At 74.2% G+C, this 26,469-nt stretch carries 23 protein-coding genes, 3 pseudogenes and 2 riboswitches; of the genes and pseudogenes, 6 read left to right on the top strand and 20 right to left on the bottom strand.

Features of this window, described 5'->3' with window-relative positions; translation table 11 throughout:
- From ACZ7C5_RS36900 to ACZ7C5_RS36875, 6 genes and pseudogenes are all read right to left on the bottom strand, one after another.
- A pseudogene (locus ACZ7C5_RS36900) lies at positions 1-214 on the bottom strand (hypothetical protein); the annotation flags it as partial.
- Between the two features lie 371 nt (positions 215-585).
- Entirely contained in the window at positions 586-2,220 is a 1,635-nt protein-coding gene (locus ACZ7C5_RS36895; RefSeq protein WP_470324370.1) for a multicopper oxidase family protein, read from the bottom strand.
- 181 nt (positions 2,221-2,401) lie between these two features.
- Positions 2,402-3,646: an ABC transporter ATP-binding protein gene (locus ACZ7C5_RS36890; RefSeq protein ID WP_401088447.1), complete on the bottom strand. Its 1,245-nt coding sequence runs from the start codon at positions 3,644-3,646 to the stop codon at positions 2,402-2,404.
- A gap of 73 nt (positions 3,647-3,719) precedes the next feature.
- Entirely contained in the window at positions 3,720-4,553 is an 834-nt protein-coding gene (locus tag ACZ7C5_RS36885) for a carbohydrate ABC transporter permease (protein ID WP_401088449.1), read from the bottom strand.
- Positions 4,550-5,482, bottom strand: coding sequence for a carbohydrate ABC transporter permease (locus ACZ7C5_RS36880; protein ID WP_401088451.1), 933 nt, complete (start codon positions 5,480-5,482; stop codon positions 4,550-4,552). The genes ACZ7C5_RS36885 and ACZ7C5_RS36880 overlap by 4 nt, the downstream gene beginning before the upstream one ends.
- Positions 5,479-6,756 carry an ABC transporter substrate-binding protein gene (locus ACZ7C5_RS36875; protein WP_470324369.1) on the bottom strand — a complete coding sequence of 426 codons (1,278 nt, stop codon included), beginning with the start codon at positions 6,754-6,756 and terminating at the stop codon, positions 5,479-5,481. Before ACZ7C5_RS36875 ends, ACZ7C5_RS36880 begins: the two co-directional genes overlap by 4 nt.
- 229 nt (positions 6,757-6,985) lie before the next feature.
- On the opposite strand from ACZ7C5_RS36875, the gene ACZ7C5_RS36870 reads away from it, so the two are divergent.
- Positions 6,986-7,834: a universal stress protein gene (locus ACZ7C5_RS36870; RefSeq protein ID WP_470324368.1), complete on the top strand. Its 849-nt coding sequence runs from the start codon at positions 6,986-6,988 to the stop codon at positions 7,832-7,834.
- A gap of 34 nt (positions 7,835-7,868) precedes the next feature.
- A complete protein-coding gene (locus ACZ7C5_RS36865) occupies positions 7,869-8,432 on the top strand; it encodes a YbaK/EbsC family protein (protein WP_470324367.1) in 564 nt (187 codons plus the stop codon).
- A 28-nt stretch (positions 8,433-8,460) separates the two neighbouring features.
- Here the strand turns inward: ACZ7C5_RS36865 and ACZ7C5_RS36860 are convergent, their stop codons facing one another.
- The 3 genes from ACZ7C5_RS36860 to ACZ7C5_RS36850 are packed head-to-tail and all read right to left on the bottom strand — an operon-like array spanning position 8,461 to position 11,455.
- Positions 8,461-9,324: an ABC transporter ATP-binding protein gene (locus ACZ7C5_RS36860; RefSeq protein WP_401088459.1), complete on the bottom strand. Its 864-nt coding sequence runs from the start codon at positions 9,322-9,324 to the stop codon at positions 8,461-8,463.
- Positions 9,321-10,448, bottom strand: coding sequence for a FecCD family ABC transporter permease (locus tag ACZ7C5_RS36855; protein WP_470324366.1), 1,128 nt, complete (start codon positions 10,446-10,448; stop codon positions 9,321-9,323). The genes ACZ7C5_RS36860 and ACZ7C5_RS36855 overlap by 4 nt, the downstream gene beginning before the upstream one ends.
- 8 nt (positions 10,449-10,456) lie before the next feature.
- Positions 10,457-11,455, bottom strand: a complete 999-nt coding sequence (locus ACZ7C5_RS36850) for a FecCD family ABC transporter permease (RefSeq protein WP_401088463.1) — start codon at positions 11,453-11,455, stop codon at positions 10,457-10,459.
- Between the two features lie 90 nt (positions 11,456-11,545).
- Between ACZ7C5_RS36850 and ACZ7C5_RS36845 the strand changes: the two genes are divergently transcribed.
- Positions 11,546-12,508 (top strand): ABC transporter substrate-binding protein, encoded by a 963-nt coding sequence (locus ACZ7C5_RS36845; protein ID WP_401088465.1) that lies wholly within the window; start codon positions 11,546-11,548, stop codon positions 12,506-12,508.
- 135 nt (positions 12,509-12,643) lie between these two features.
- Here the strand turns inward: ACZ7C5_RS36845 and ACZ7C5_RS36840 are convergent, their stop codons facing one another.
- Complete coding sequence (locus ACZ7C5_RS36840; RefSeq protein WP_401088466.1) at positions 12,644-13,063, bottom strand: MarR family winged helix-turn-helix transcriptional regulator; 420 nt, start codon at positions 13,061-13,063, stop codon at positions 12,644-12,646.
- Positions 13,064-13,132: 69 nt separating this feature from the next.
- On the opposite strand from ACZ7C5_RS36840, the gene ACZ7C5_RS36835 reads away from it, so the two are divergent.
- Positions 13,133-13,984 (top strand): SDR family oxidoreductase, encoded by an 852-nt coding sequence (locus tag ACZ7C5_RS36835; RefSeq protein ID WP_470324365.1) that lies wholly within the window; start codon positions 13,133-13,135, stop codon positions 13,982-13,984.
- Here the strand turns inward: ACZ7C5_RS36835 and ACZ7C5_RS36830 are convergent.
- The 4 genes and pseudogenes from ACZ7C5_RS36830 to folP form a co-directional block, all read right to left on the bottom strand.
- The gene (locus ACZ7C5_RS36830) at positions 13,981-14,733 is read right to left on the bottom strand and encodes an adenosylcobinamide amidohydrolase (protein ID WP_470324364.1); all 753 of its coding nucleotides are present in this window, start codon (positions 14,731-14,733) and stop codon (positions 13,981-13,983) included. The two genes, ACZ7C5_RS36835 and ACZ7C5_RS36830, sit on opposite strands and share 4 nt — an antisense overlap.
- A pseudogene (locus ACZ7C5_RS36825) lies at positions 14,730-14,879 on the bottom strand (short-chain fatty acyl-CoA regulator family protein); the annotation flags it as partial. The gene ACZ7C5_RS36830 and the pseudogene ACZ7C5_RS36825, both read right to left, overlap by 4 nt.
- Positions 14,880-14,897: 18 nt before the next feature.
- Positions 14,898-16,163 carry a tRNA uracil 4-sulfurtransferase ThiI gene (gene thiI / locus ACZ7C5_RS36820; RefSeq protein WP_470324372.1) on the bottom strand — a complete coding sequence of 422 codons (1,266 nt, stop codon included), beginning with the start codon at positions 16,161-16,163 and terminating at the stop codon, positions 14,898-14,900.
- Between the two features lie 96 nt (positions 16,164-16,259).
- Complete coding sequence (gene folP, locus ACZ7C5_RS36815; protein ID WP_470324363.1) at positions 16,260-17,174, bottom strand: dihydropteroate synthase; 915 nt, start codon at positions 17,172-17,174, stop codon at positions 16,260-16,262.
- A 115-nt stretch (positions 17,175-17,289) separates the two neighbouring features.
- On the opposite strand from folP, the gene metF reads away from it, so the two are divergent.
- Complete coding sequence (gene metF, locus ACZ7C5_RS36810; RefSeq protein ID WP_470324362.1) at positions 17,290-18,207, top strand: methylenetetrahydrofolate reductase [NAD(P)H]; 918 nt, start codon at positions 17,290-17,292, stop codon at positions 18,205-18,207.
- A gap of 74 nt (positions 18,208-18,281) precedes the next feature.
- Here the strand turns inward: metF and metE are convergent, their stop codons facing one another.
- Positions 18,282-20,597 carry a 5-methyltetrahydropteroyltriglutamate--homocysteine S-methyltransferase gene (gene metE, locus ACZ7C5_RS36805; protein ID WP_470324361.1) on the bottom strand — a complete coding sequence of 772 codons (2,316 nt, stop codon included), beginning with the start codon at positions 20,595-20,597 and terminating at the stop codon, positions 18,282-18,284.
- A 156-nt stretch (positions 20,598-20,753) separates the two neighbouring features.
- Positions 20,754-20,998: riboswitch (cobalamin riboswitch) on the bottom strand.
- Between the two features lie 69 nt (positions 20,999-21,067).
- A complete protein-coding gene (locus ACZ7C5_RS36800) occupies positions 21,068-21,562 on the bottom strand; it encodes an acyl-CoA thioesterase (protein WP_470324360.1) in 495 nt (164 codons plus the stop codon).
- Positions 21,563-21,818: 256 nt separating this feature from the next.
- Positions 21,819-22,043: riboswitch (cobalamin riboswitch) on the bottom strand.
- Positions 22,044-22,130: 87 nt separating this feature from the next.
- Here ACZ7C5_RS36800 and cobF point away from each other — a divergent pair.
- Positions 22,131-22,889 (top strand): precorrin-6A synthase (deacetylating), encoded by a 759-nt coding sequence (gene cobF / locus ACZ7C5_RS36795; protein WP_470324359.1) that lies wholly within the window; start codon positions 22,131-22,133, stop codon positions 22,887-22,889.
- A 6-nt stretch (positions 22,890-22,895) separates the two neighbouring features.
- Here cobF and ACZ7C5_RS36790 read toward each other — a convergent pair.
- The 4 genes and pseudogenes from ACZ7C5_RS36790 to ACZ7C5_RS36775 all read right to left on the bottom strand — a co-directional run.
- Positions 22,896-23,362, bottom strand: a pseudogene (locus ACZ7C5_RS36790) (enoyl-CoA hydratase-related protein); the annotation flags it as partial.
- The gene (mmsB, locus tag ACZ7C5_RS36785; protein ID WP_470324358.1) at positions 23,359-24,246 is read right to left on the bottom strand and encodes a 3-hydroxyisobutyrate dehydrogenase; all 888 of its coding nucleotides are present in this window, start codon (positions 24,244-24,246) and stop codon (positions 23,359-23,361) included. The pseudogene ACZ7C5_RS36790 and the gene mmsB, both read right to left, overlap by 4 nt.
- Positions 24,243-25,322, bottom strand: a complete 1,080-nt coding sequence (locus tag ACZ7C5_RS36780) for an enoyl-CoA hydratase/isomerase family protein (protein ID WP_401088485.1) — start codon at positions 25,320-25,322, stop codon at positions 24,243-24,245. The genes mmsB and ACZ7C5_RS36780 overlap by 4 nt, the downstream gene beginning before the upstream one ends.
- A complete protein-coding gene (locus tag ACZ7C5_RS36775) occupies positions 25,322-26,467 on the bottom strand; it encodes an acyl-CoA dehydrogenase family protein (protein WP_470324357.1) in 1,146 nt (381 codons plus the stop codon). Before ACZ7C5_RS36775 ends, ACZ7C5_RS36780 begins: the two co-directional genes overlap by 1 nt.
- Between the last annotated feature and the right edge of the window lie 2 nt (positions 26,468-26,469).

Here is a 26,469-nt window from a genome sequence, read left to right as displayed (position 1 = left end):
CCCTGGCCAGTCCGGCCAGCCGCTCGAACAGGGCGTCGCTCAGCTCCCGGGCCTCCGACTTCCCCATCCGGCGCAGCTCGGCCACCGTCGGCCTGGGCGGCAGGTCGGACGGAAGATCGGCCGGAAGGCCCGACGGCCGGTCGGGCGACAGACCCGAGGCCACGAACTCCCGGCCAGTCGCCTCCCGGCCGCTCGTTTCCCGGTGGATGGACACGTGATCGCTCCTGGGCATCGGGGTGAACGCCCGTGGACAGCGACGGTCTCGCGTGTCACGTCACGGGCTTCTTCCCCCAGGACCTGTGCCCGGCTTCCGCGGGCGAGATCCCGGTGGCACACCGTGCGGGGGTGCCGGAGCAGCCGGATCGTTCACGGCCGCCGCATGGGTGTTCTACCCGGGATTCGGGGTCGAACGCATGGTGCGGGTGTTTTCTCACCGTATTTCCGGGTCCGGCCGGCTGAGGCTCCCGGCGGGAGCGCCACCTCCGGCCGGGCCCGCTTCCCCCGCCCTCGGGCACGCACCCCCAGGTGCGGGCGAGCCGCGCCTCCACCCGCAGGCCGGCGCCGGAGGGACCGGCTCGGCATCGGCTACGCCCGCCTCCCGGCCCCTTCCCCCTGCCGGGACTCGACGTAGTCGACGCGCTGCATCATGCCGAGCTCCTCGTGCTGGAGCTGGTGGCAGTGCAGGACGGTACTGCCGGTGAAGTCCTGGTACCCGACCAGCAGGGTGACGGTGTCGCTCGGACTGCCGCCGGCCAGGTCGACGGTGTCCTGCCACACCGGCGGGTCGAGCCGTTCGCCGTTGCGGTGGGTGACGAGGACGTGGTTGGTGTGCAGGTGGAAGGGGTGGTGGAAGCCCGGCGCGGACTCGTCGGTGCGCAGGGTCCACCGCTCGACGGTGCCGAGTTCCAGGGTGTGGTTGACGTAGTCGGGGTCGAACAGGCCGTAGGCGGGGTCGCTGGTGAGGTCGCCGTCGGGGTCGGCCGCGGGGGTCGGGTGGCTGCCGAGGACGCGGTAGGCGTGCGGGAACGGCTGCTCGAAGACCCCGCCGTCGACGTGGAAGACCACCGTGCGGTCGCCGTCGGGGTTGGTGATGTCGCCCTCGTCGAGGAAGGGCTTGCCCTGCGGCAGGGCGGCCGGCAGTCCCATCGGCGGGTCGACGGCCTCCCCCGTCACCTCGACCGTCATCAGCGGGCCGGGGGCGCCCTGGGCCCGCAGTTCGTACGTCCCGGGCTCGCCGCCCCGGACCAGCACGTCGGCCCGGTTGCCGACGGACAGCAGCACCGTGTCGGTGGCGACCGGCGCCGGGAAGGTCACGCCGTCCATAGAGATCTGATTCAGCGTCAGCACGGTGTCGCCGTCGGTGAGTCGGAGCGACAGCGCGGTGAACGCGGTCGCCGCCACCAGCCGCCAGCGCTGGACCTCGCCGGGGCGCAGCGTGAGGGTGGGGTTGACCTCGCCGTTGACGGTGAAGGCGGGCGTGATGCCGGCGAACGAGTTGCCCGCGACGAACGCGGCGGCCCGGCCGTCCTTGACCATCAGTTCGTTGACGCAGACGACGATGTCGGCGGCGGCCGCGATCTCCGGCACCTCGTCGACGTCGCCCTCGACGACGAGGACCCCGGCCATCCCTCCGGCGATCTGTTCGGCGGTGGCCCCGTGCACGTGCGGGTGGTACCAGTAGGTGCCGGCCGGGTGGCCGGCCGGGATGTCGATGACGGTCAGGTACCGCGGTTCGGGGGCGCCGGCCTCGGCCTCCTCGACCGTGCGCGGCGCGAACTCGCGCTGGACGTTGTCGGCGTCCCCGGACGGGGAGACGTGCAGGCCGTGGGTGTGCAGGTTGAAGCTGTTCTCGCGGTGCGGCCGGTTGTGGTGGCCGCCGTCGTGGGCCCGGTTCGGCGGCAGGCCGTTGACCTGGGTCAGCCGCAGGGTGTCGCCGGCGCGCACCCGCAGGGTCGGCCCGGGGATGGTGCCGTTGTAGGTGCGCGTGGTGACCGTCCCGAGGCCGGGGACGGGGGTGTCGGTGAACCGCACGGCGAGCGTCTGGTCGAGCACGGCCCTCGGGGTGCCGGGCGCCGGTCGCGCTCTGCGGACGACCGGCTGGGGGAAGGGGGTCGCCGCCCTGGCCCGCCGGGCGAGGATCCCGTCGGAGGCCGCCACCAGGACGGCGGCGGGGACGGCCTTGAGCACCGATCGACGAGTGATTCCGACATTTTCTCTCATAATCGGGCAATGTAGGTCGACCTACACAGGGTCCCGGTCAGGCACACCGCGCGCCCGGGGGCGTTGGGCCTTCCGTGCCACGCCCTGGACGCCAAACCCTGGACGCCAAACCCTGGACCCAAGCCCTGAAGACCAAGCCCTGAAGACCGAGCCCTGGCGGCCCGGCCCCCGAGGCACCTGGCTACGCATGCTCCGGGTGGGTCAGGTTGGCGCCGCTGCGCGGGTCGAAGACGTGGATCCGCGCCGTGTCCACCCACAGCTCCAGCGGACCGCCCTCGGCGGCCCTGGTCACCGGGTTCAGCCGCGCCACCACCCGGTGCTCCAGCATCCCGGTGTCGGCGCGGCCCGAGTCGGCGGCGAGTTCGGCGAGTTCGGCGCTCACCGACCTCACCGAACCCCCCGACCCCGCCGACCCCGCCAAACCTGCCGAACCCCCCGACCCCGCCACCGGACCGCCCTCCTCCGCGAAGTGGACGTAGACGTCCGAGCCGACCGACTCCCTGACCTCGACGGTCACGGTGACGGTGACCCCGCCGTCGTGCCCCTCGGCCAGGGCGGCGTCCTCGAAGTCCTCGGGGCGGATCCCGACGATCAGCTCGCGCGGCGCGTCCGCGCGCTCCAGGGCGCGCCGGGTGCGGTCGTCCAGTGGCAGGGCGCCCAGCGAGGTGTGCAGGGCGTCCCGTTCCAGCGCGGCGCCGAGGAAGTTCATGCCCGGCGAGCCGATGAACCCGGCGACGAAGAGGTTCACCGGCTCGTCGTACAGGTGCTGCGGCGAGCCGACCTGCTGGACGACGCCGGAGCGCATCACCACCACCCGGTCGCCGAGCGTCATCGCCTCGACCTGGTCGTGGGTGACGTAGACGGTGGTGGTGCCCAGGCGGCGCTGGAGGGCGGCGATCTGGGTGCGCATCTGCACCCGGAGCTTGGCGTCCAGGTTGGACAGCGGCTCGTCCATCAGGAAGACCTTGGGGTCGCGGACGATCGCCCGGCCCATGGCGACCCGCTGGCGCTGCCCGCCGGAGAGGTTGGCGGGCTTGCGGTCGAGGTGCCGGGTGAGGTCCAGGACGCGGGCGGCCTCCTCGACCTTGGCGGCGATGGTCGCCTTGTCGACCTTGGCCAGGCGCAGCGCGAAGCCCATGTTGTCGCGCACGCTCATGTGCGGGTAGAGGGCGTAGCTCTGGAACACCATGGCGATGTCCCGGTCCTTGGGCGCGCGGTCGTTGACCACCTCCCCGGCGATCCGCAGGGTGCCCTCGGTGATGTCCTCCAGCCCGGCGATCATGTTGAGCGTGGTGGACTTGCCGCAGCCGGACGGGCCCACCAGGATGACGAACTCGCCGTCGGCGATGGTGAGGTCGACGTCGCGGACGGCGAGGGCGCCGTCCGGGTAGCGCTTGGTGATGCCGTCGAGGACGATCTCGGCCACGATCCGCCTTCCTGGTCCGCCGGGTGGGGCGGGCTCGGCCTTGGGGACTCGGCTGTGGGACCCGGCGCGGGTCTCAGCCCTTGACTGCGCCGGCGGTGAGCCCGGCGACGATGCGGCGCTGGAACAGCAGCACGAAGACCACGATCGGGATCGTGATGATCACGGCGGCGGCCGCGATCGAGCCGGTCGGCTGCTCGAACTGGGAACTCCCGGTGAAGAAGGCGATGGCGGCCGGCACGGTCCTGGCCGAGGTGGTGGAGGTCAGCGAGATCGCGAACAGGAAGTCGTTCCAGCAGAAGATGAAGACCAGGATGCCGGTGGTGAACACGCCCGGTGCCGCCAGCGGCGCGATGACCAGCCGGAACGCCTGCCACGGCGTGGCGCCGTCCACCTTGGCCGCCTTCTCCAGGTCCCAGGGGATCTCCCGGAAGAACGCCGAGAGGGTGTAGATCGCCAGCGGCAGCGAGAAGGTCATGTACGGGATGATCAGCCCGGGCCAGGTGTCGAACAGGCCGAGCGCCCGCTCGATGTCGAACAGCGGCGAGACCAGCGAGATCGGCGGGAACATCGCGATCAGCAGGGACACCCCGATCAGCAGCCGCTTGCCGGGGAAGCGCAGCCGGGCGACCGCGTACGCGGCCATGGTGCCGAGCACCACGGCGATGGTGGTGGCGATCACCGCGATCCCGATCGAGTTCACCAGGGCGCGGGTGAACTCGGAGGTCTGGAAGATGCCGCGGTAGTTGGCGAGGGTCCACCGGCGCGGCACGAAGGCGCCGTCGGACAGGGTGCTCGGGTCCTTGAAGGAGAGCGCCACGATCCACCACACCGGGAAGAGCGCGTAGAGCACGACCACCAGGTTGACGACGCCCCAGCCTGCCAGTGTCCTGGCGTGCCGGGTGCTCATCGGCGCTCCGGTTCGGCGCCGGGCGTCGCCGTGCCGAACAGCTTGACGAAGACCAGGGCGATGAGCGCCACGCAGACGAAGATCAGCACCGAGATCGCCGAGCCGATGCCCAGGTTGAGCGCGGTGAACAGGTTGTCGTAGCCGAGGATCGACACCGATCCGGTGCCGTTGGAGCCGCTGGTCAGCACGTAGATGTTGTCGAAGATCCGGAAGGCGTCCAGGGTGCGGAAGAGCAGCGCGACCAGGATCGCCGGCTTCATCAGCGGCAGGATCACCAGGCGCAGCCGCTGCCCGAAGCCCGCGCCGTCCACCATCGCGGCCCTGACCGTCTCGTCCGGCACCAGCGCGAGGCCGGCGAGCAGCAGCAGGGCCATGAACGGGGTGGTCTTCCAGACCTCCGCGAGGATGATCAGCCCGACGGCCGGCCACTGCTCGGTCAGCGGGGCGCTGCCCTCCGGCAGCAGGGCGGCCAGGTAGCCGGTGCCGGGCGTCCAGGCGTACTGCCAGGAGTACGCGGCGACCACGGTGACGATCCCGTACGGGACCAGGACGGCGGTGCGCACGGCGCCGCGGCCGAAGACCGCGCGGTGCATCACCAGGGCGAGCGCCAGGCCGAGCAGCAGCTCGGCGGTCACCGACACCACGGTGATCAGCGCCGTGACGCCGAGCGCCTGCCACCACACCGGGGAGGCCAGCACCGCACCGTAGTTGGCGAGCCCGACCCAGTGCGCCTGGTCGGGGAAGCGCAGGTCGTAGCGCTGGAGCGAGAGGTAGACGGCGTAGCCGATCGGGTAGGCGGTGACCGCGAGCATCACGATCACCGCGGGGGCGCACAGCAGCAGGCCCAGCCGGCGCTCCTGGCGGGCGCCGCGCGACGGCCCGGCGGGCCTCGGCACGGCCGCGGCGGCGGCCTCGGTGGAGGGTGTCACGGGATCAGCCCCTTCGAACCGAGGGCGTCCCTGATCTGCCCGCGGAGGTCGGCCACGTCCTTCTCCGGGCGGATGCCGGCGGGCGGGGAGAGGGTGTGCGAGATGGCGATGGAGACGTTCTGGTAGGCCGGGGTCTGCGGCCGTACGCCGGCGGAGTCCAGGGCGGCCAGCACGTCGGCGGCGAACGGGTAGCTGGCGGTCAGTTCGGCGGTCTGGTACAGGCTCCGCAGCGAGGGCGGGAGGCCGCCCTTCAGCGCGTTGGTGAGCTGGTTGTCCCGGTCGCGCAGGCAGAGGGTGGCCTCGGCGGCGAGGTCGGGGTGCCGGCTGTAGGCGCCCACGGCGAGGTCGATGCCGCCGATGGTCACGTGGGCGGGGCGGTCGGCCGTCACCGCGGGGTACGGGGCCCAGCGGAAGTGCGGGAACAGCTCCGGCCGGTCGGCCTTCATCGCGGGGTAGACGAAGGGGTAGTTGAGTTCGAAGGCGGCGGTGCCGGACTCCATCGCGAGCCGGTTCTGGTCCTCCATCTGGTTGGCCAGCGAGGGGTCGGCGGCCACCGAGACCGCCAGGTCGCGCATCACCCCGGCGGCCGTGACGGCGGGCGCGCCGAGCGAGGGCGCCTGGGCGTCGGGGGTGAGGATCGAGCCGCCCGCGCTGGCGACCAGCGTGTTGAACCAGACCGTCAGTCCCTCGTACTGGGCGCCCTGGATCTCCACGAGGTGCGGCTTGCCCTCGTCGGCCAGCTGCCGCGCCAGGGCGAGCATCTCCGCCCAGGTCTTCGGCGGGGCCGGCACCAGGTCGTCGCGGTACCAGAGCAGCTGGGTGTTGGAGTTGTACGGGACGGCGTACAGCCGGTCCCGCCAGGTCGCGGTCCGCACCGCCGCGTCGAGGGTGTCGGCGGTGGCCCGCTCGCGCATCGTCCCGGTCCACTCGCGGATCCAGCCGGCCTCGGCGAACTCGGCGGGCCAGGTGACGTCCAGGCCCAGGATGTCCACGTCGGCGTCGTGCGCCGCCATCCGGCGCACCAGCTGCTGGCGCTGGCCGTCCGCGCCGCGGGGCAGCTTGTCGTAGCGGATCGTGTAGCGGCCGCCGGACTGCTGCCCGCAGCGGTCGGCGGCCTGCTGGAGGGCGCCCGAGTCGTCCGGGAAGTTGTACCAGTTCAGGGTGACCGGGCCGCCGCTCCCGCCGCCTCCGCAGCCCGCGAGCGCGGAGGCGAACACGGCCAGTCCGGCGGCGGCGCTCGCCCACCGCGAGCGGAGACTGAGGACCCTCGGCATCGTTCTCCCGGGCTGGGACGGACGGTCCGGCCGACCCTAGGGGCCGTCCCGCCGGTCGCTCCCGGGGCCGCGCCGCCGGTCGGCGCCGACCAGCCGGACGGCGGAACCGGCGGCGCCCGGCCGGACGTCGGAACCGGCGCCGGGCGCCCGGGAGGCGCCGGCCGGGGCCCGCGCGGATACTGGGCGCACACGGAGAGACCTCCGGCCGCACCGGAACGAGGAGCACGCCGTGACCGGACCCGTCGTCGTCGGATTCGACGGCTCACCCGAGAGCCTGGCCGCCGCCGCGTGGGCCGCCCGCGAGGCGCAGCGCCGCGGCCTGCGCCTGGACGTCCTCCAGGCCTGGCCGCGGCCGAAGCACGTCCCGCCCGGCAGCGAGTCGGGCGACCACCCCGCGCTGGCCCAGCTCGCGGAGCGCGAGGGCGAGTTGCGGGCCCTCGTGCCGGAGGTGACGGTCGCCGCCACGTCCGTGGCCGGCGATCCCGTCGAGGCGCTGGGGGCCGCCGGGCAGGGCGCCGCCGTACTGGTGGTCGGCTCGCGCGGGCTGGGCACCCTGCGCGGGTTCCTGATCGGCTCGGTGAGCCAGGAGGTGCTGCGGCGGGCGGCCTGCCCGGTGGTGCTGGTCCGGGCGGGCGGGGACGAGCCGGACGGCGAGGTGATGGTCGGCCTGGACCTCGGGCGCCCGGCCGAGGCGGTGCTGGCCTTCGCCTTCGAGGCCGCCGCCCTGCGCTCGGCGCCGCTGCGGGTGGTGCACGTCTGGTCGCCGCCGGCCGGCAGCGCGTACATGTCCTACGGGGCGATCGGCGGGCTGGAGCGCGAGGCGTCCGCGGCCGAGGACAGCGGGCTCGCGCAGGCCCTGGAGCCCTGGCGGATCCACCACCCCGAGGTCGAGGTGACGACCGAGCTGATCCGGGGCAAACCCGCCGTGGACCTGGTGGACGCCGCCGGGTCGGCCCGGCTGCTGGTCGTCGGCCGCCGCGTCCGGCGGATGCCGCTGCGCCACCACCACATCGGCCCGGTGGCGCACGCCGCGATCCATCACGTGCACTGCCCGGTCGCGGTCGTCCCGTACGGCTGAGCGAAGTGGCGGGCGCGCGCTACAGTCCGGTGCCATGAGTGAGTCCGTGACCCCGCCGTTCGGGAACTTCGCCGCCACCGTCACCGCCCTGGACGCCTGCGCCGGCCTCGCCGCGCCCGTCGCCGACGCGCTGAAGAACTGGGACGCGCCCGGGGCGGCCGCCTCGGTGCTCTACGTGGACAGCGACCCGGAGCACGCGGACACCGCCGTGTTCTGCGCCGCGTACGACGTGCCGCCGGAGCTCTCCGCGAACTGCGTGGTGGTCGCCGCCAAGCGGGCCGGGGAGGTCACCCTGGCGGCCTGCCTGGCCCTGGCGACCACGCGGGTGGACGTCAACAAGGCGGTGCGCACCCGGCTGGGGGCGCGCAAGGCGTCCTTCGCGCCGATGGACACCGCGGTCGAGCTGACCGGCATGGAGTACGGGGGCATCACCCCCGTCGGCCTGCCCGGCGGCTGGCCGCTGCTGATCGACGAGGCGGTGGCCGCGGCCCCGTACGTCCTGGTCGGCAGCGGCCGGCGGCGCGGCAAGCTGATCCTGCCCGGGTGGGCGCTGGCGGAGCTGCCGGGCGCCGAGGTGCTGCCCGGCCTGGCCGGCTGACCGGCCCGACAGCACCCCGGCCCGGAGGTCAGCGGGCCCGCGGGGCGAGGCCGACCGGGCAGACCACCGGGGTGCCGTGCACCGGGTCGGTGAGGATCGCGCTCTCCACCCCGTACAGCTCGCGCACCAGCTCCGGGGTGACGATGTCGCGCGGGGCGCCCTGGGCGGCCACCCTGCCGTCCCGCATGGCCACCATGTGGTCGGCGTAGCGGCAGGCGGTGGTCAGGTCGTGCAGGACGAGGACGACGGTGCGGCCGCGCTCGGTCAGGCCTCGCACCATCTCCAGCACCTCCAGGGCGTGGCCCATGTCCAGCGCCGAGGTGGGTTCGTCCAGCATCAGGATGTCGGTGTCCTGGGCGACGGCCATCGCGATCCAGGCGCGCTGGCGCTGGCCGCCGGAAAGGGTGTCCAGCGGGCGGTCGGCCAGGTCGTGGAGGTCGGCGGCGGTGAGCGCGTGCTCGACCGCCTCGGCGTCGGTGGCCGACCACTGCCGCAGCAGGCCCTGGTGCGGCTGGCGGCCGTAGCGGACCAGGTCACGGACGGTCAGCCCGTCCGGGGCGGTGGCGGACTGCGGCAGCAGGCCGATGATCCGGGCGATCGCCCGGGTGGACAGCGAGGTCAGCGGCTTGCCGTCGAGCAGCACCGCGCCGGAGCGCGGGGCGATGGTCCTGGCGAGGCCGCCGAGCAGGGTGGACTTGCCGCAGCCGTTCGGGCCGACGATGACGGTGACCTGCCGCTCCGGCAGTTCGAGGTCGAGCTCGCGCACCACGATGGTGCGGTCGTGGCCGAGGCTGAGCGCGCTGGTCGCCAGCCGGTGGGCCGGGGCGGTGGCGCCGCCGTCGGGGGTCGCGTCGCGGTGCTGGTCGGCAGCGGTCGCGGTGCGGGCGGTCATGCGGTCCTCCGGGGACGGGTGGTGAGCAGCAGCCAGAGCAGGTAGGGGCCGCCCACGACGGCGGTGACCAGGCCGGCTGGCACCTCGATCGGCGACAGGATCGTGCGGCCGAGCAGGTCGGCGAGCAGGGTGAAGGCGGCTCCGGCGGCGGCCGAGGTGAGCACCGGCACGCAGCGCGGCCCGGCGATCCGGCGGGCGGCCTCGGGCGCGGCGAGCGCGATCATGCCGAGCGGTCCCGCGACGGCCACCGCGAGGCCCGCGCAGACCACGGAGACCACCAGGACGCCGATCCGCAGGCCGCGCACCCGCACGCCCAGCCCGGTGGCGACGGCGTCGGAGAAGCGCAGCAGCGACAGCCGGCGGCCGAGCAGCACGGCGGCGGGCAGGCAGACCAGCAGGCCGAGTTCGAGGTGGCCGACGGTGTCGGCGTCCCGGCTGTTGAGGGTGCCGACCGTCCAGCCGAAGGCGGCGTTGGCGGCGTCGATCGCGGCGCGGGAGAGCATCAGGTTGGTCACCGCGCCGAAGACCGCGCCGATGCCGAGGCCGACCACCAGGAAGCGGTAGCCGTTGCGGCCGGCTCCGCCGCCGAGGGCGAAGGCCAGCGAGGCGGCGGTGGCGGCGCCGGCCAGGGCGGCGGCGGAGGGCAGCAGCTGGGTGGCGACACCGGTGACGGAGGCGACCGCGAAGGCGGTGGCGCCCTCGTTGAAGCCGACGGTGTCCGGGGTGGCCAGCCGGTTCTGGGCGAGCGTCTGCATCAGGCAGCCGGCGACGCCGAGGGCGGCGCCGACGGCCAGTGCGGCCTCGGCGCGGGGCAGCCGCAGCTTCTCCACCAGCAGCACGTCGCGTGCGGTCCCGTCGCCGAAGGCGGCGCGCAGGGCGGTCACCGGGTCGAGATTGGTCTCGCCGACGGCCAGGCAGACGGCGGTCACCACGACCAGGGCGAGCAGCAGGACGGTGCAGCCGATCAGCGGCCGGACCGGGACGAGCACCGAGCGGCCGCCGAGGGCGAGCAGCCGAGTGCCGGGCGGTACGGGCGGCGCCGGGCGGCGGGCCTCGGCCGAGGGGGCGTCGGGCGTGGCAACCACGTCCTCCGTGGGGGCGTGGTTCGCTGCGGTGTCGTTCACGGGGGCCTTCACAGCGCGGGCATTCGATGCGAGCGGACGACGGCGACCAGGACGGGGGCGCCGCACAGGGCGGTCATCACGCCGAGCGGCATCTCGTACGGGCGGGCGACCAGCCGGGAGGCCACGTCGGCGAGCAGCACGACGGCCGGCCCGAGCAGCGCGGACACCACGAGCAGCCGGCGCAGGTCGGGGCCGACCAGGGCCCGGGCGGCGAAGGGCACGACCAGGCCGACGAAGGAGACCGGTCCGGCGATCGCGGTGGCGGCGCCGACCAGCAGGGCGACGGAGGTCACCGCGAGGGCGCGGGCCCGGCGGGGCTTGTGGCCGAGGCCGGTGGCGACGTCGTCGCCGAGGCTGAGCGCGGTCAGCGCCGGGCCCGAGAGCAGCGCCAGCACCAGACCGAGCAGCAGGACCGGCAGCACGGCGACCAGTTGGTCGGTGCCGCGGCCGGCCACCGAGCCGATGGTCCAGAACCGGATCTCGTCGGCGGCGCGGGCGTCGGACAGCAGCAGGATGGAGGAGCCGGCGTTCATCAGCCCGCTCAGCGCGGCGCCGGCCAGCACCAGCCGGACCGGGTCGTCGCCCGCGCCGCGCAGCCGGGCCGCGCCGAGCGCCAGCAGGCAGCCGGCGGCGGCGCCCAGCACGGCGACGTACGGGCCGACGCTGGCGGCGCTGGCACCGAGCACGATCGCGATCACGACGGCGAAGGAGGCGCCGGTGCTGACCCCGAGCAGTCCGGGCTCGGCCAGCGGGTTGCGGGCGGCGGCCTGGAGCACGGTGCCGGCCACGCCGAGCGCGAGCCCGACCGCGAGGGCCACCGCGGTCCGCGGGGCGCGCAGGTGGAACACCGTGAAGCGGGAGTCGGAGTCGCCGTCACCGAACAGGGTGGCGAGCGCCCGTGACGGCCCCACGTCTCCCGCGCCGAGCAGCAGGCTCGCCAGTACGGCGAGCAGCAGTATCGCGCCGGCTGGCAGCAGTCCGCGCAGCAGGAGTGATCGGAATGTCACACCGGGCCTCCCCGTCAGGGCCTTACGTATGGTTAGGCTAACCTCAGATAAACGGTTCGTCCGTAAACTACCATTTCTCGGAGAACACCCATGCTTGGCACCCGCTTTACCAAGACCCTGCTCGGCACCGCCGTCGTCGGCGCCCTCGCCCTGGGCCTGACCGCGTGCGGCTCCTCGGGGTCCGACAGTTCCGCGGGTGGCAACGGCTCCTCGTCCCCGGCCGCCGCGAAGGACGGCAAGCACAGCATCGACACCGCCTTCGGCGCCGTCGAGGTCCCGGCCGAGGCCAAGCGGGTCGTCGCGCTCGGCGACACCTCCCTGGACACCGCCCTCTCGCTCGGCATCACCCCGGTGGGCACCAGCTCCAGCCGCGGCGGCACCACCGCCCCCGGGTACCTGAAGGCCGACGGCATCCCGCTGGTCGCCACGGTCAAGGAGCCCAACATCGAGGCGATCCTGAAGGCCACCCCGGACCTCATCCTGGCCTCCTCGGGCATCGAGAAGTCCCAGTACGACAAGCTCTCGGCGGTGGCCCCGACCATCGTCCCCAAGGCCGGCGACTGGCGCTCGGTGCTCGCCGTGTACGGCGACGCGCTGGGCCGCAAGGACGACCTGACGGCCAAGCTGGACGCCCTGGACAAGCGCGCCGCCAAGGCCGGCGAGGGCAAGACCGGCAGCGCCGTGGTGATGCGCTGGATGCCCAACGGGCCGATCGTGATGAACACCACCAACATGCCCGGCGACCTGCTGAAGAAGGCCGGCGCCGGCACCCTGCCGATCGCCGACGGCCTCGGCGCCCAGCCGCACTCCGACCCGCTGTCCCTGGAGAACCTCAACAAGGCCGACGCGGACCGGGTGTTCGTCGCCACCCTGAACGCCGAGGGCGAGAAGGCCCTGGAGACCGCCCGCTCGCAGGAGGCCTTCAACCGCCTCAAGGCGGTGGGCACCAACCAGCTGGCGGGCGTCGACGGCCAGGTGTGGAGCAGCAGCTCCGGCCCAATCGCGGCCGAGAAGGTCGTCGAGGACATCGAGAAGGCCTTCGCCGCGAAGTAACCGCACCCGCCCGGGAATTACCCCCCCCCGGAATTCTGAAGGGCCGTCACCGGATTCGATCCGGCGGCGGCCCTTCCGGCATTTCCGGGGCCCCCGACCGGACGGCGCCACGCACGGGAGGCGCGGCGACTGCCGTCATGCCTCCAGGACCAGCCGGAGCAGTTCGCGCAGGGACTCGCGCCGGCCGGCGTCGAGCCTGGCCAGCGGATCGCCGGCGAAGGGCATCCGGGCGCGCAGGTCGGCGGCGACCTCGCGGCCCGCGGCGGTGGCGGCGACGCGCTTGACGCGGCGGTCACCGGGATCGACGCTGCGCTCGACCAGGCCCCTGGACTCCAGGCGGTCGACGATCACGGTCACGTTGGACGGCTCCGCGTGCAGCCGCTCGGCGATGCGGCGGGTCGGGACGGGGTCCTCGGCGGCGAGCAGCGCCTTGGCCTGGAGCGCGGTCAGGCCGTGGACCGCCGCGGCGGCCTCGGACTCCCGGCTGTAGCGGCGGTTGACGGCCGCGAAGAGTCCGACGATCTCCCTGGTGAGGTCATCCGGTGGGTGGGGCATGCCGACCAGGGTATCCAGGTGCTTGACAGGGTGGAATGTCAGGTCACATAGTTATGAATCATATTGGTTATGTTCGATAAGCATCTGGGGTCCAGCGAGATGACCGACAAGACCGTCCTGATCACCGGCACCTCCTCCGGCATCGGCCTGGCCACCGCCGTCGCCGCCGCGCGCGGCGGCTGGCAGGTGATCGCCACCATGCGGAACACCGCGAAGTCCGGGCCCCTGCTGGCGGCCGCCGAACAGGCCGGCGTCACCGTCGACGTCCGGGCGCTGGACGTGACCGACCCGGCGTCGGTCGAGGCCTGCCTGGCCGGCGTCGACCGGCTGGACGCGCTGGTCAACAACGCCGGGGCCGGCCACGTCGGCACCCTGGAGCGGGAGAGCGTGGCCGACGTCCGCGCCGTCATGGAGGTCAACTTCTTCGGGGTGCTGCACGTCACCAAGGCCGCCCTGCCGCTGCTGCGGGCGAGCCGCGGCCGCCTGCTGACCGTGACCAGCGTCGGCGGCGTGGTCGGCCAGCCCTTCAACGAGGCGTACTGCGCCGCCAAGTTCGCGGTCGAGGGCTTCATGGAGTCCCTCGCGCCGGTCGCGGCCACGGCCGGTGTGTCCGTCAGCGTCGTCGAACCGGGCGCGGTGGCCAGCGAGTTCGTCAGCAACGTCGGCGTCACGGACGACGCGGCCGAGCAGGCAGGACCGTACGCACCGGCCCTCGCCGCCTACCTGGACCGCACCCGCGGCGCCTTCGCCCACGCCCAGGCGGCCGAGGACGTGGCCGCCCGGATCCTCGGCCTGCTCACCGCCGAGCGGCCCGCCTTCCGGCTGCTCACCTCCGACGCCGCCCGGGCCTTCGCCGGGGTGAAGCTCAACGACCTCGACGGCTCGGCCGTACAGACGCTGACCGCCGGCTGGGTCGGCTAGCGAACCGCCGCCGAGGCGCGGGGCCCGCGCACGTCCGGGAGGCGGCAGCCGGGCACCGTCAGCGGGTGCGACTCCGGCTCCCCCCGGGCCCGGCGCTCCCGGTCGAGTTCGGCCCCGTCCCGCACCGCCCGGTACACCGCCCTGGCCAGCCGGGCGCCCCACCGCGAGCGCGGGCCGCCGAAGGGGTCGGCGGGGCCCTCGGAGGAAGCGGCCCGGACGGCCACGCAGACCGCGTCGGACGGGGTGCCGGAGCAGTCGTAGCCGGCGTCCAGCAGCGCCTGGACCTTGGCCTCGGTCGCGGTGGCCAGCAGGTTGACCAGACCGCCGTCCGCGACCGCCGCCGGCACCACGGCCAGGATGTTGATCGTGCCGGGCCGGTACTCCACCGGTGCCGCGGCCGGGTCGGCCGCCCAGAGCGCGACGCCGATCCCGGTGGTGACCAGCGCGGTGACCCCACCGTCCTCGGCCCGGGTGCAGTCGTCCACTTCGGCCGCCGTCATCAGCCCCACGCCCGGCCCCACCAGGCCCTGCCCGGCGGCCAGTTCGGCCAGGTGCCGGTCCGGGTCCATCCGCGAGTAGCCGGGCCGCACCTGGGCGTTGAGCACCCAGGCGCGATCAGCGAGCCCGCCGCCGAGCACCGCGCTGCTGACCATCCGCCAGCCGGGCCCGGCCCGCCACACCAGCAGGTGCCGACAGGCGCCGTCCTCGGTCCGCGCCGCCCGTCCCACCCGCACTCCGCCGTCGTTCACGACCACTTCCCCTCCATCGGGTACGGCACCCTGCTCCTCCGGTCCGGGTCGGCCGCCGGCCGCTCCCCCGCCGCCGGCGGCCGGGCCCGCCGGACGCGGCCCGTCCGCTCGCAGGTCCGGCAGCCGAGGCCGATCGGGGTGGCCGCCCCGGCACGACCGTCCGGTCAGGACGGGAGGGTGCGGGCCGGTGCCGGCTCCTCCTCCTGCCCGGGCCGCGACACCTGGACGTTCTCCAGCAGCGCCTCGACCAGCTCGTCCAGGTCGAGGCGCTTCTCCACCGCCTTCAGGTCGCCGATCCGCGCCCCGGTGGTGACCTGGGGCGGGGCGAGCAGGCTGCAGCAGTCCTCGTCCGGCAGGACGGAGATGTCGGCCGTGCCGAGTGCCCTGGCCTGGTCGATGATCTCCTGCTTCTCCCAGCCGACCAGCGGGCGCAGCACCGGCAGGGTGGCCGCCTGGTCCACCGCGACCATGTTGGCCAGGGTCTGGCTCGCCACCTGCCCCAGGCTGTCGCCGGTCACCAGGGCCTGCGCCCCGGTGGCGGCGGCCAGCGCGGAGGCCGTCCGCACCATCAGCCGGCGCTGGGCGACCACCTGGAGCCGCCCGGCGCCCGCGACGGCCAGCTGCTTCTGGGCCTTGCCGAGGGCGATGACGTGCAGGGCGCCGGGCGGCTGGTACCGGTTGAGCTCCCGGGCCAGGGCGTACGCCTTGTAGACGGACGCCGGGTTGGTGTAGGGCGCGCCGCTGAAGTGCACGAAGTCACAGGCCAGGCCGCGCCGCATGGCCCGGTGCGCGGCCACCGGCGAGTCGTAGCCGCCGGACAGCAGGACCAGGGCCCGGCCGCTGGAACCCACCGGCAGCCCGCTCAGCCCGGGGTGCCGCTCGGCGGACAGGTAGGTCTCGCGGCGGTCGATCTCCACGGACAGGGTGACGTCGGGCGCGGTCAGGTCCACCCGCAGGCCGGCCACCCGGGGCTGCAGACGGCCCCCGAGTTCCCGCTCCAGCTGGGAGGAGGTCAGCGGGAAGGTCTTGTCGCGCCGTTTGACGCGCACGGCGAAGCCGGTGGCGGCCCGCCCGGCGCACGCGGTACGCAGCACCTCCAGCCCGTTGGCCTCGATCGACTCCATCGTGCTGGGCACGCGCAGCGCCGGTTCCACGGAGCTGAAGCCGATCACGGTACGCGCCCTGGCCACCAGGGTCTCCACGGGCACCTGCCCGCCGAGCACGGTGAGGCTGTGCGGGGTCCGGATCCAGGTCGAGCCGCCCACCCCGCGCAGCGCCGCCCGCAGGTTCTCCTCCAGGCGGTTCACGAACAGGCGCCGGTTGCGCCCCTTGAGGGCGACCTCGCCGTGCTTGAGGAGCACGCAGGGGCCGTAGGGGTCGGTGCCGCCGCGCGGAGCGGGCAGGCGGGTGTCGTCGGTCGGGTGGTCCATCCGGAAGTCCCAGTGTCGTCGGTCGGTGTCGTCGGCAGCGTCCATCGTGCAGGACGGGCCGGAGTAGGAGCCAGGCGCGTCCGCCGGGGGCGCGGTTCACGCCCGCGCCCCCGCCGTCAGTGCCTCCGCCGTCGGCGCCGTCCGGGGCGCGGCGGGTCCGCGGCGCCGCAGCGCCGCCTCGACCCGGACGGCGTCGGCCGTGTCGCGGACCTCGTGCACCCGTACCGCCCACGCCCCCTGGGCGGCGGCCAGGACGCTGGCCGCCGCGGTGGCCGCGTCGCGTTCCCTGGCCGGGCGGGCCTCGCCCGTGTCCGGGTCGGCCAGCAGCTCGCCCAGGAAGCGCTTGCGCGAGGCCGCCACCAGCAGCGGGCGTCCCAGCGCGCTCCACGCGTCCAGCGAGGCCAGCAGCGCCCAGTCGTCCCGCCTGCTCTTGGCGAAGCCGAGGCCCGGGTCCACGATGACCTGCGACGGGTCGACCCCGGCGGACACCACCGCGTCCATCTGCCGGGCCACCTCGCCGATCACCTCGGCCACCACGTCGGTGTAGTCGGCCAGTCCGTCCATGCCCGCGGACTGCCCGCGCCAGTGCATGACGACGAAGGGCACCCCGGTCCTGGCCACGGCGCGGGCCATGCCCGGATCGGCCCGGCCTCCGCTGACGTCGTTGACGATCCGCGCGCCGGCCTCCACCGCCGCCTCGGCGACCCGGGCCCGCATGGTGTCGATGCTGACCAGGACGCCCTCGCCGGCGAGAGAGCGCACCACCGGCAGCACCCGGCGCAGCTCCTCCTCCTCGGACACCCGGGTCGCTCCCGGCCTGGTCGACTCCCCGCCCACGTCCACGATGTCGGCGCCCTGCTCCGCCAGCAGCAGCCCCCGGTCCACCGCCCGCCCCGGGTCCAGCCAGCGACCGCCGTCCGAGAACGAGTCGGGGGTCACGTTCACGATTCCCATCACTGCGCACCGGTCCCATCCGGGGAGTCCCGGCAATGCCTGCGAAGGTCTTTTCATGTCCCCATTGTGCCGTCCCGTCCGGGATCTTCCCCGGGCACCCCCGGTGGAGAAATCCGTATCACGGAGTGGACGCTCCGGGATTGGTCCGCACCAATCCGGATAACCTCCTGTCATGACACTCGGAATCCCCACCACGCGCACGGACCGGGCGGCCTCCATCCGCGAACTCCTCGCGACCGGCAGGCGTTCCTACTCGTTCGAGTTCATGCCGCCCAGGAGCCCCGAAGCGGAAGCCGGCCTGTGGAATGCGATCCGGCGACTCGAAGCCCTGTCCCCCACCTTCGTCTCGGTGACCTACGGTGCCGGCGGGTCGACCCGGGAGCGGACGGTCAACGTCACCGGCCGCATCGCCCAGGAGACCACCCTCACCCCGGCCGCCCACCTGACCGCCGTCGGCCACAGCGTCGCCGAGCTTCGGAACATCCTCGGGCACTACGCCGACCAGGGCGTCCGCAACATCCTGGCGCTGCGCGGCGACCCGCCGGGCGACCCGCTGGGCCGCTGGGACCGCCACCCGGACGGGGTGGAGTACGCGGCCGACCTGGTGCGGCTGATCAAGGAGTCCGGGGAATTCTGTGTCGGCGTGGCCGCGTTCCCGGAAATGCACCCGCGGTCTCCCGACTGGGATTCCGAGATCGGGCATTTCATCGCCAAATGCCGGGCCGGAGCGGACTACGCGATCACCCAGATGTTCTTCGAGACGGACAGTTACCTCCGTTTCCGGGACCGGCTGGAATCCTCCGGGTGCACCGTTCCGATCATTCCGGAGATCATGCCGGTGACCACCATCCGGTCACTCCGGCGGATCCCCGACCTGTCCACCGCGGCCATTCCCCGGGAATTCTCCGAGCGCATGCTAAAGCACCGGGACGACCCGCGGGCGGTCCGCTCGATCGGCATCGAGTACGCGACCGGCATGTGCCGGCGCCTGCTGGCCGAAGGGGTCCCCGGCCTGCATTTCATGACCATGAACTTCTCCACGGTCACGACGGAGATCTACCAGAACCTCGGGCTGCCCGAGTCCGGCTGAGCTCGGCCCGGGCCTCCGGGGCACGAGGTGCCGGGGCGGCTACGACGGGGTCGCCGTACCCGCCCCGGTCACCGTCAGCCTGCGAGTTCCTCGCGCAGCAGGCGGGCGGCGCCGACCAGGCTCTCCAGCGAGGCCCGGGTCTCCGGCCAGCCGCGGGTCTTCAGCCCGCAGTCCGGGTTGACCCAGAGCCGCTCCGCCGGGATCGCGGCCAGGCCCGCGCGCAGCAGCGAGACGGCCTCCCCGGTGCCGGGGACGCGCGGGGAGTGGATGTCCCACACGCCCGGACCGACCTCGCGCGGGTAGCCCGCCCCGGCCAGTTCGCCGGCCACCTCCATGTGCGAGCGGGCGGCCTCCAACGAGATGACGTCCGCGTCGAGTTCGTCGATCGCGGTCATGATGGCGCCGAACTCGGCGTAGCACATGTGGGTGTGGATCTGGGTCTCGGCCCGCACCCCCGACGTGGCCAGCCGGAAGGCCTCGGTGGCCCAGTCCAGGTAGGCCGGGCGGGCCGCGGCCCGCAGCGGGAGGGTCTCGCGCAGGGCCGGCTCGTCGACCTGGACGACGGCCGCGCCCGCCGCCTCCAGGTCGGTCACCTCGTCGCGCAGCGCGAGGGCGACCTGCCGGGCGGTGTCGGCGAGCGGCTGGTCGTCGCGGACGAAGGACCAGGCGAGCATGGTGACCGGGCCGGTGAGCATGCCCTTGACCGGGCGCTCGGTGAGTCCCTGGGCGTAGCGGAACCACTCCGTGGTCATCGGGTGGGGGCGGGAGATGTCGCCGGCCAGCACCGGCGGCCGCACGTACCGGGTGCCGTACGACTGCACCCAGCCGTGCCGGGTGGCGAGGTAGCCGGTGAGCTGCTCGGCGAAGTACTGGACCATGTCGTTGCGCTCGGGCTCACCGTGCACCAGGACGTCCAGGCCGGCCTTCTCCTGGTACGCGATGACCTCGCGGACCTCGGCCTCCATCCGCTCCCGGTAGGCCGCCGCGTCGATCCGTCCGGCCGTCAGGTCGGCGCGGGCGGTGCGCAGTTCGGTGGTCTGCGGGAAGGAGCCGATGGTGGTGGTCGGCAGCAGCGGCAGGCCCAGCCGGGCCCGCTGGGCCTCGGCCCGGACGGGGTAGGGCTGGGCCCGGCGGGCGTCCTCGGCGGTGACGGCGGCGGCGCGGGCGCGCACCGCCGGGTCGCGGGTGATCGGCGAGCCGGCCCGGGAGGCCAGGTCGGCGCGGTTGGCGGCCAGGTCGGCCGTCACCGCGCCGGTGCCCTCGCGCAGGCCCCGGGCGAGCAGCGCCGCCTCGCCGGCCTTCTGCCGGGCGAAGGCCAGCCAGCGGGCGATCTGCGGGTCGATGTCGCGCTCCGCGGCGGCGTCGACCGGCACGTGCAGCAGCGAGCAGGACGGCGCCACGTCGACCGTGCCGGCGAGGCCCAGCAGGGTCGCCAGGGTCGCCAGCGACTTCTCCAGGTCGTTGATCCAGATGTTGCGCCCGTCGATCACCCCCGCCACCAGCCGCTTGCCGGGCAGTCCGCCGACCGCGGCGAGGTCGTCCAGGTTCGCGGCGGCCGGGCCGGTGAAGTCCAGCGCCAGGCCCTCGACCGGTGCCTTCGCCAGCACCGGCAGCGCCTCACCGAGCCGGTCGAAGTAGCTCGCGACCAGCAGCTTGGGCCGCTCGGTGAGGGCACCGAGCTCGCGGTAGGCGCGGGCGGCGGCGTTGAGTTCGGCCGGGGTGCGGTCCTGGACGAGCGCGGGCTCGTCCAGCTGCACCCAGCCGGCCCCCGCGGCCCTGAGCGCCGCGAGCAGCTCGGCGTAGACCGGCAGCAGCCGGTCCAGCAGCGTGATCGGCTGGAAGTCCTCGGCCACTCCCGGCGCCGGCTTCGCCAGCAGCAGGTACGTCACCGGGCCGACCAGCACCGGCCGCGCGGTGTGGCCCAGCGCCAGCGCCTCCCGCAGCTCGCCGACCGCCTTCGCCGGGTCGGCGGCGAACACCGTGTCCGGCCCCAACTCGGGGACCAGGTAGTGGTAGTTGGTGTCGAACCACTTCGTCATCTCCAGCGGCGCGACGTCCTGGGTGCCGCGCGCCATCGCGAAGTACCCGGCCAGCGCGTCGGCGTCCACCGCCTCCCGGTGCCGGAGCGGGATCGCGCCGACGGCCACGGTGGTGTCCAGCACGTGGTCGTAGAGCGAGAAGTCGCCGGTCGGGACCTCCTCGATCCCGGCCTCGGCGAGCTGCGCCCAGTTCGTCCGGCGCAGGTCGGCGGCGGTCGCCAGCAGCGCCTCCGCCGGGACGGCGCCCTTCCAGTACCCCTCGATCGCCTTCTTCAGTTCACGGTTGCGGCCCTGGCGGGGGTAGCCGTGCACGGTGGCGACGCTCGCCGCGGCTGCGGACTTCGTGGTCAAGGGACTCTCCTTCGCGAGCCTGATTCCTCAAGTGCCCGGTGACGGCACGAGGACGCGAAGGGATGACGAACCGGACGGATACCCGTGCACGCGCACGGCCCCGCCAGGTATGGTCGCCGACCCGCCCACGAGGTCACCGGATGGCCGCACGCGAACGGTCGCGCACGGGCAGTGGCAGGTCTTCGGACTCGTGGGCGCGCCCTCCCCGGCCTCACCAGGGCGGACACCTACTGGCCGTCGCTTCCCAGACCCGTTCCCGGGCCCAGTGCGTATGACGGCGGTCGTTCCCACTCACCGCTGCGGGGCAGTCCCGGACTGGCCAGTCGAAAGGCGTCACCGGGTTCCCTCTTGCGACGCGCCTGCCTGGCGGACAGGGCGAACCAGCTGCTCCGTCAGCTTAGGGGCAAACCGGCGGCGCCGAGGCGGAAATCTCGAAAGGCGTCCGCATGGTGGGACGTCGTCGCGGGCCGCTACTCGGCGGGCTCCAGCTCCGGCTCGGTCCTGCGGGCCCGCCGCTCCCGTGCCACCCGGCCGCGCTGCCGGTCGGCGGCGCTCTCCAGGAGCAGCTCCGGGACCCGGTGGGGCCGGCCCTCGGCGTCGACCGCCACGAACACCAGGTGCGCCGTCGCCACCCTGGTGACGGGCCCGGTGAGGTTCCACCGCTCCGAGGTCACCGCCACCGACACGTCCATCGACGTCCGTCCGACGTGGTCGACCCGGGCCCGGACGGTGAGGAGGTCTCCGGCCCGGACGGGCGCGAGGAACGACATCTCCTCGACCGAGACGGTGACCGCGGTGACACCGGCGTGCCGGCCCGCGGCGGCGGCGGCCGCGTCGTCGATCAGCTTCATCATCACGCCGCCGTGCACCGTCCCGTAGAGGTTGGTGTCGTGGTCGCTCATGATGTGGGCCAGGGTCACCGCGGACTCGGCCGGGGTGCGGGAGAGCGCGGAGGGGCTGGTCACAGCGACGGCCCGCCCTTCGGGGCACCGGACGGGGCCACGGCCGGACGCCCGGCGTGCCGGCTCCGCGGGCCGTCGGGCCCGGGCCGGTGTCCACGGCGTACGGGCTCGTGGGGATCGTGGTCGGTGTTCCGCTTCACGGAACTCTCCTTCGCGGTTTCGCACACCCCGGGCACGCGAAGGGGCAGGCAGCGGTCCGGACACGTCCCGCCTGCACCGTCGACCCGCCCTCGGGGTCCTGGTGGGACCGCGGGCCGGCACGGCACGCGGGCAGCGGCAGGTCTTCGGACTCGTGGGCACGCCCTCCCGGCCGAACCGGGACGGGCACCTACTGGCCGTCGCTTCCCGGGCCCGCTTCCGGGCCGGTGCACATGACGGCGGTCGTTCCCACTCACCGCTGCGGGGCAGTCCCGGACTCGCACCGGGTTCCCTCTTGCGACACCCCGCCTGGCGGACGGGGCGAACCAGCTGCCCCGCCAGCTTACGTCCATCGGCGCAGCTCACAGCCACCGCCCACCGGCCTGACCCGGCCCGGGGGACCACGCGCGGGGCCGGACGGCAGAATGTCCCCATGCGGCAGATCTTCGTCATCGGCATCGGTGCGGGCGACCCCGACCACCTCACCCTGCAAGCGGTCAAGGCCCTCGGCCGTACCGACGTCTTCTTCGTCCTCGGCAAGAACGAGGAGCGGCAGGACCTCATCACCCTGCGCCGCCGGATGCTCGCCGAGCACGGCCGGCCGGGGCACCGCGTGGTCGAGGTGCCCGACGCGGAGCGCGACCGCGCCACTCCCGCGTACACGGCCGCGGTGGACGACTGGCGCGTCCGCCGCGCCGATCTGGTCGAGCGGCTGGTCGCCGAGCACCTCGGCGAGGGCGAGAGCGGCGCGTTCCTGGTCTGGGGCGACCCGGCCCTCTACGACAGCGTCATCGCCGTGGTGGACGACGTGTCGGCCCGGGGCGGTGTGTCGTTCGAGTACCGGGTGATCCCGGGCATCAGCAGCGTCTCCGCGCTCGCCGCCGCGCACCGCACCACGCTGACCCGGGTCGGCCGCCCGGTGCAGATCACCACCGGCCGCCGCCTCGCCGAGGGTTTCCCCGAGGGAGTGGACGACGTGGTGGTGATGCTCGACGGCCGGGCCGCCTTCACCGAGGTCGACCCCGCGGGGTTGGAGATCCACTACGGCGCCTACCTCGGCACCCCGGACGAGGTGCTCGTCTCCGGGCCGCTTGCCGAGGCCGCTCCGCGGATCCGCGAGCTGCGCGCGCGGGCCCGCGCGCGCAAGGGCTGGATCATGGACACCTACCTGCTGCGCCGGTCGGACGGCTGACGGCTGACGGCTGACGGCTGTCGGGACACGGTGCGCCGCCCCGGGGGTGGGGCGGCGCGGCGCGTCAGCGAGCTTGATCTCCGGCTGCCCGAACTTCGCGGTGTCCGCCGCCAGCAGCACGTCGCAGAGCATCGCCAGCTCGCAGCCGCCGCCCAACGCGTGGCCCGCCACCGCCGCGACCACCGGCTTGCGCAGCGCACCGAAGCGGTCCCAGGCGGCGAACCAGTCGCCGAGGTAGGCGTCGACGAATTCGAGCGACTGCATCTCCTTGATGTCGGCGCCGGCCGCGAAGGCCTTCTCCGAGCCGGTGACCAGCAGACAGCCGGTCTCCGGGTCACGGTCGAACTCCGTTGCCACGGCCACGACTTCGTTCATCAGCCGGGCGTTCAGGGCGTTCAGTGCCTTGGGCCGGTCCGGGGTGATCAGCCCCACCCGGCCCTGCGCTCGACCAGGATCGTCTCGTAGCCGGTCACTCGGCACCCTCTCCCAGGGTCGTGATGATGGCCGAGAAGTCCAGTCCGGCCGCCTCGCCCCGGGCGAAGGAGGCGTACAACTCGGCAGCCCGGCGCCCGAATTCGGCCGGCAGGGCGGAGGCGGTGGCCGCGTCGGCGGCCAGCCCGAGGTCCTTGGCCATCAGGGCCGCGGCGAACCCGGCCGCGTACTCGCGGTTGGCCGGGCTGGCCGGGACGGGCCCGGGGACCGGACAGTTGGTGGTGAGCGCCCAGCACTGGCCGGAGGCCGTGGCGGCGACGTCGAAGAGCGCCTGGTGGCTGAGACCGAGGCTCTCCCCGAGGAGGAAGGCCTCGCTCACCGCGATCATCGAGACACCGAGGATCATGTTGTTGCAGAGCTTCGCGGCCTGCCCGGCACCGGACGGGCCGCAGTGCACCACCGTGCGCCCCATGGCCGCCAGCACCGGCTCCGCCTCGGCGAACTCGCCGTCGGAGCCGCCCACCATGAAGGTCAGGCTCGCGGCCTCGGCCCCGGGCACTCCGCCGGAGACCGGCGCGTCCGCGGCCAGGTGCCCCGCGGTGCGGGCCAGGTCTGCGGCGATCCGGGCGTCCCCGACCGCGATGGTGGAGCAGTCCACGAACAGCGCGCCGCGCGGCGCCGCCGCCGTCAACTCCCGGTAGGACTCCAGGACGTGGCGCCCGGCGGGGAGCATGGTGACGACCACCTCGGCCGCCGCGACCGCCTCCGCCGCCGAGCCGGCCACGGCCACGCCGTGGCCGGCCGCGCGTTCCCTGGCGTCCTCCGCCAGGTCGTAGCCGGTCACCCGGAGCCCCGCCCCCACCAGGTTGGCGGCCATCGGGCCGCCCATGTTGCCCAGCCCCACGAATCCGATGTTCAGGCTCACCAGCGCTCCAGGGTGCTCGTGGTGGAGAGACCGAGCTCACGCTCGCCCAGCCTCGCGAAGTGGCGGTCGACCTCGGCGTCCCGCACGGCGGCCAGGTCGGCCGGGCTCCAGCGCGGGGTGCGGTCCTTGTCGATCACCTGGGCCCGGATGCCCTCCGGCAGGTCGGCGGTGGCGAGCGCGGCGCAGGAGGTGCGGTACTCCTGGTCGAGGACGGCCTCCAGCGGGCCGAGCGCCCGGGCCCGGCGCAGCGCGGCGAGCGTCACCTTGACGGCGGTGGGCGAGTTGGCGGCGATCCGGTCGGCGGCCTCTCCGGCGGCCGGGTCGCCGGCCGCCGCCAGCCGCTCGACGATCTCCTCGACGGTCGGCGCGGCGTAGCAGCGGTCGATCCACTCCCGCTGCCCGGCCAGCCGGCCGGGCGGTGCGGCCGCGATGTGCCGGGCCAGCGCGTCGTGCACCGGCCGGACGGCCAGGTCGTCCAGCAGGGCGGGAAGCCGCCCGGCGGGCACGAAGTGGTCGGCGAACCCGCACAGCAGGGCGTCCGCGGCGCCGACCGCGCCGGCCGTGAGGGCCAGGTGGGTGCCCAGTTCGCCGGGGGCGAGGGCGAGCAGGTAGCTGCCGCCGACGTCCGGGACGAAGCCGATCCCGGTCTCCGGCAGGGCGATCCGGCTGCGTTCGGTGACGATCCGGACGCTGCCGTGCGCGGAGACGCCGACCCCGCCGCCCATCACGATGCCGTCCATCAGTGCCACGTATGGCTTCGGGTAGCGGGCGATCCGGGCGTTGAGGTGGTACTCGTCGCGCCAGAACCGCTCGGCGGCGGCGCGGTCCCCGCCGGTGGCGGCGCGGTGGATGGCGACGATGTCGCCGCCCGCGCAGAGCCCGCGCTCGCCGGCGCCGGTGACGACCACGGTCGCGACGGCGTCGTCGTGCTCCCAGTCGTCCAGGGCCCGGGCGATCCGCAGCACCATGGCGTGGGTGAGGGCGTTGAGGGCCTTGGGGCGGTTGAGCACGATCAGCCCGGCCCGGCCCTCCCGGTGGACCAGGACGTCGTCGGCCCCGGTGGTGTCGGCCCCCATCAGGCGGCCCCGATCAGGCCGCGGGCGACGATGACGCGCATGATCTCGTTGGTCCCTTCCAGGATCTGGTGCACCCGCAGGTCGCGGACGGTCTTCTCGATGCCGTACTCGGTCAGGTAGCCGTAGCCGCCGTGGAGCTGGAGCGCCTGGTTGGCCACCTCGAAGCCGGTGTCGGTGGCGTGCCGCTTGGCCATCGCGCACAGCTGCGGGGCCCGCGGGTCGCCGCGGTCCAGGGCCGCCGCCGCGCGCCAGAGCAGCGCCCGAGCGGCCTCCAGTTCGGTGGCCATGTCGGCGAGCCGGAACTGGAGCGCCTGGGCGTGCAGCAGCCGGGCGCCGAAGGCCTCGCGGTCGGCGAGGTGCGCCGTCGTCCGCTCCAGGGCGCTCTGGGCGCCGCCGAGCGAGCAGGCGGCGATGCCGAGCCGGCCGCCGTCGAGGCCGGCCATCGCGATCCGGAAGCCCTCGCCCTCGCCGCCGAGCAGCCGGTCGGCGGGCAGCCTGACCCCGTCCAGCAGCACCTGGCGGGTCGGCTGGGCGTTCCAGCCCATCTTCCTCTCGTTCGGCCCGAAGGAGAGGCCCGGGTCGTCGCGGTCCACCAGGAACGCCGAGATGCCCCTGGCGCCCGGTTCGCCGGTGCGGGCCATCACCAGGTACACCCTGGCGGCACCCGCGCCCGAGACGAACTGCTTGACGCCGTCCAGCACCCAGTGGTCGCCGGCGCGCACCGCCCGGGTGGTGATGGCGGCGGCGTCGGAACCTGCCCCCGGTTCGGTCAGGCAGTAGCTGCCCAGGTGCTCGGCCGAGCAGAGCGCGGGCAGCCAGCGGGCGCGCTGCTCCTCGGTGCCGTGGCGGTCGACCATCCAGCCGACCATGTTGTGGATGGACAGGTAGGCGGCGATGGAAGGGCAGCCGCCGGCCAGTGCCTCGAAGGCCACCACCCCGTCCTGCCGGGAGAGTCCGGAGCCGCCGGCCTCCTCGCGGACGTAGACCCCGGCCAGCCCGAGGTCGGCGGCCTTGCGCAGCACGTCCACCGGAAAGTGCTTGGCCTGGTCCCACTCCACCGCGTACGGCGCCAGGCACTCGGCGGCGAACTCCCGTACCGCGGCGGCGATATCAATCTGATCTTCCGTCAGATCACTTGCGTGCACGG

The sequence above is a fragment of the Kitasatospora sp. NPDC036993 genome, assembly GCF_055607525.1.
Note: the sequence above shows the minus strand (reverse complement) of the source record. Positions and strands in the feature narration are given on the sequence as shown.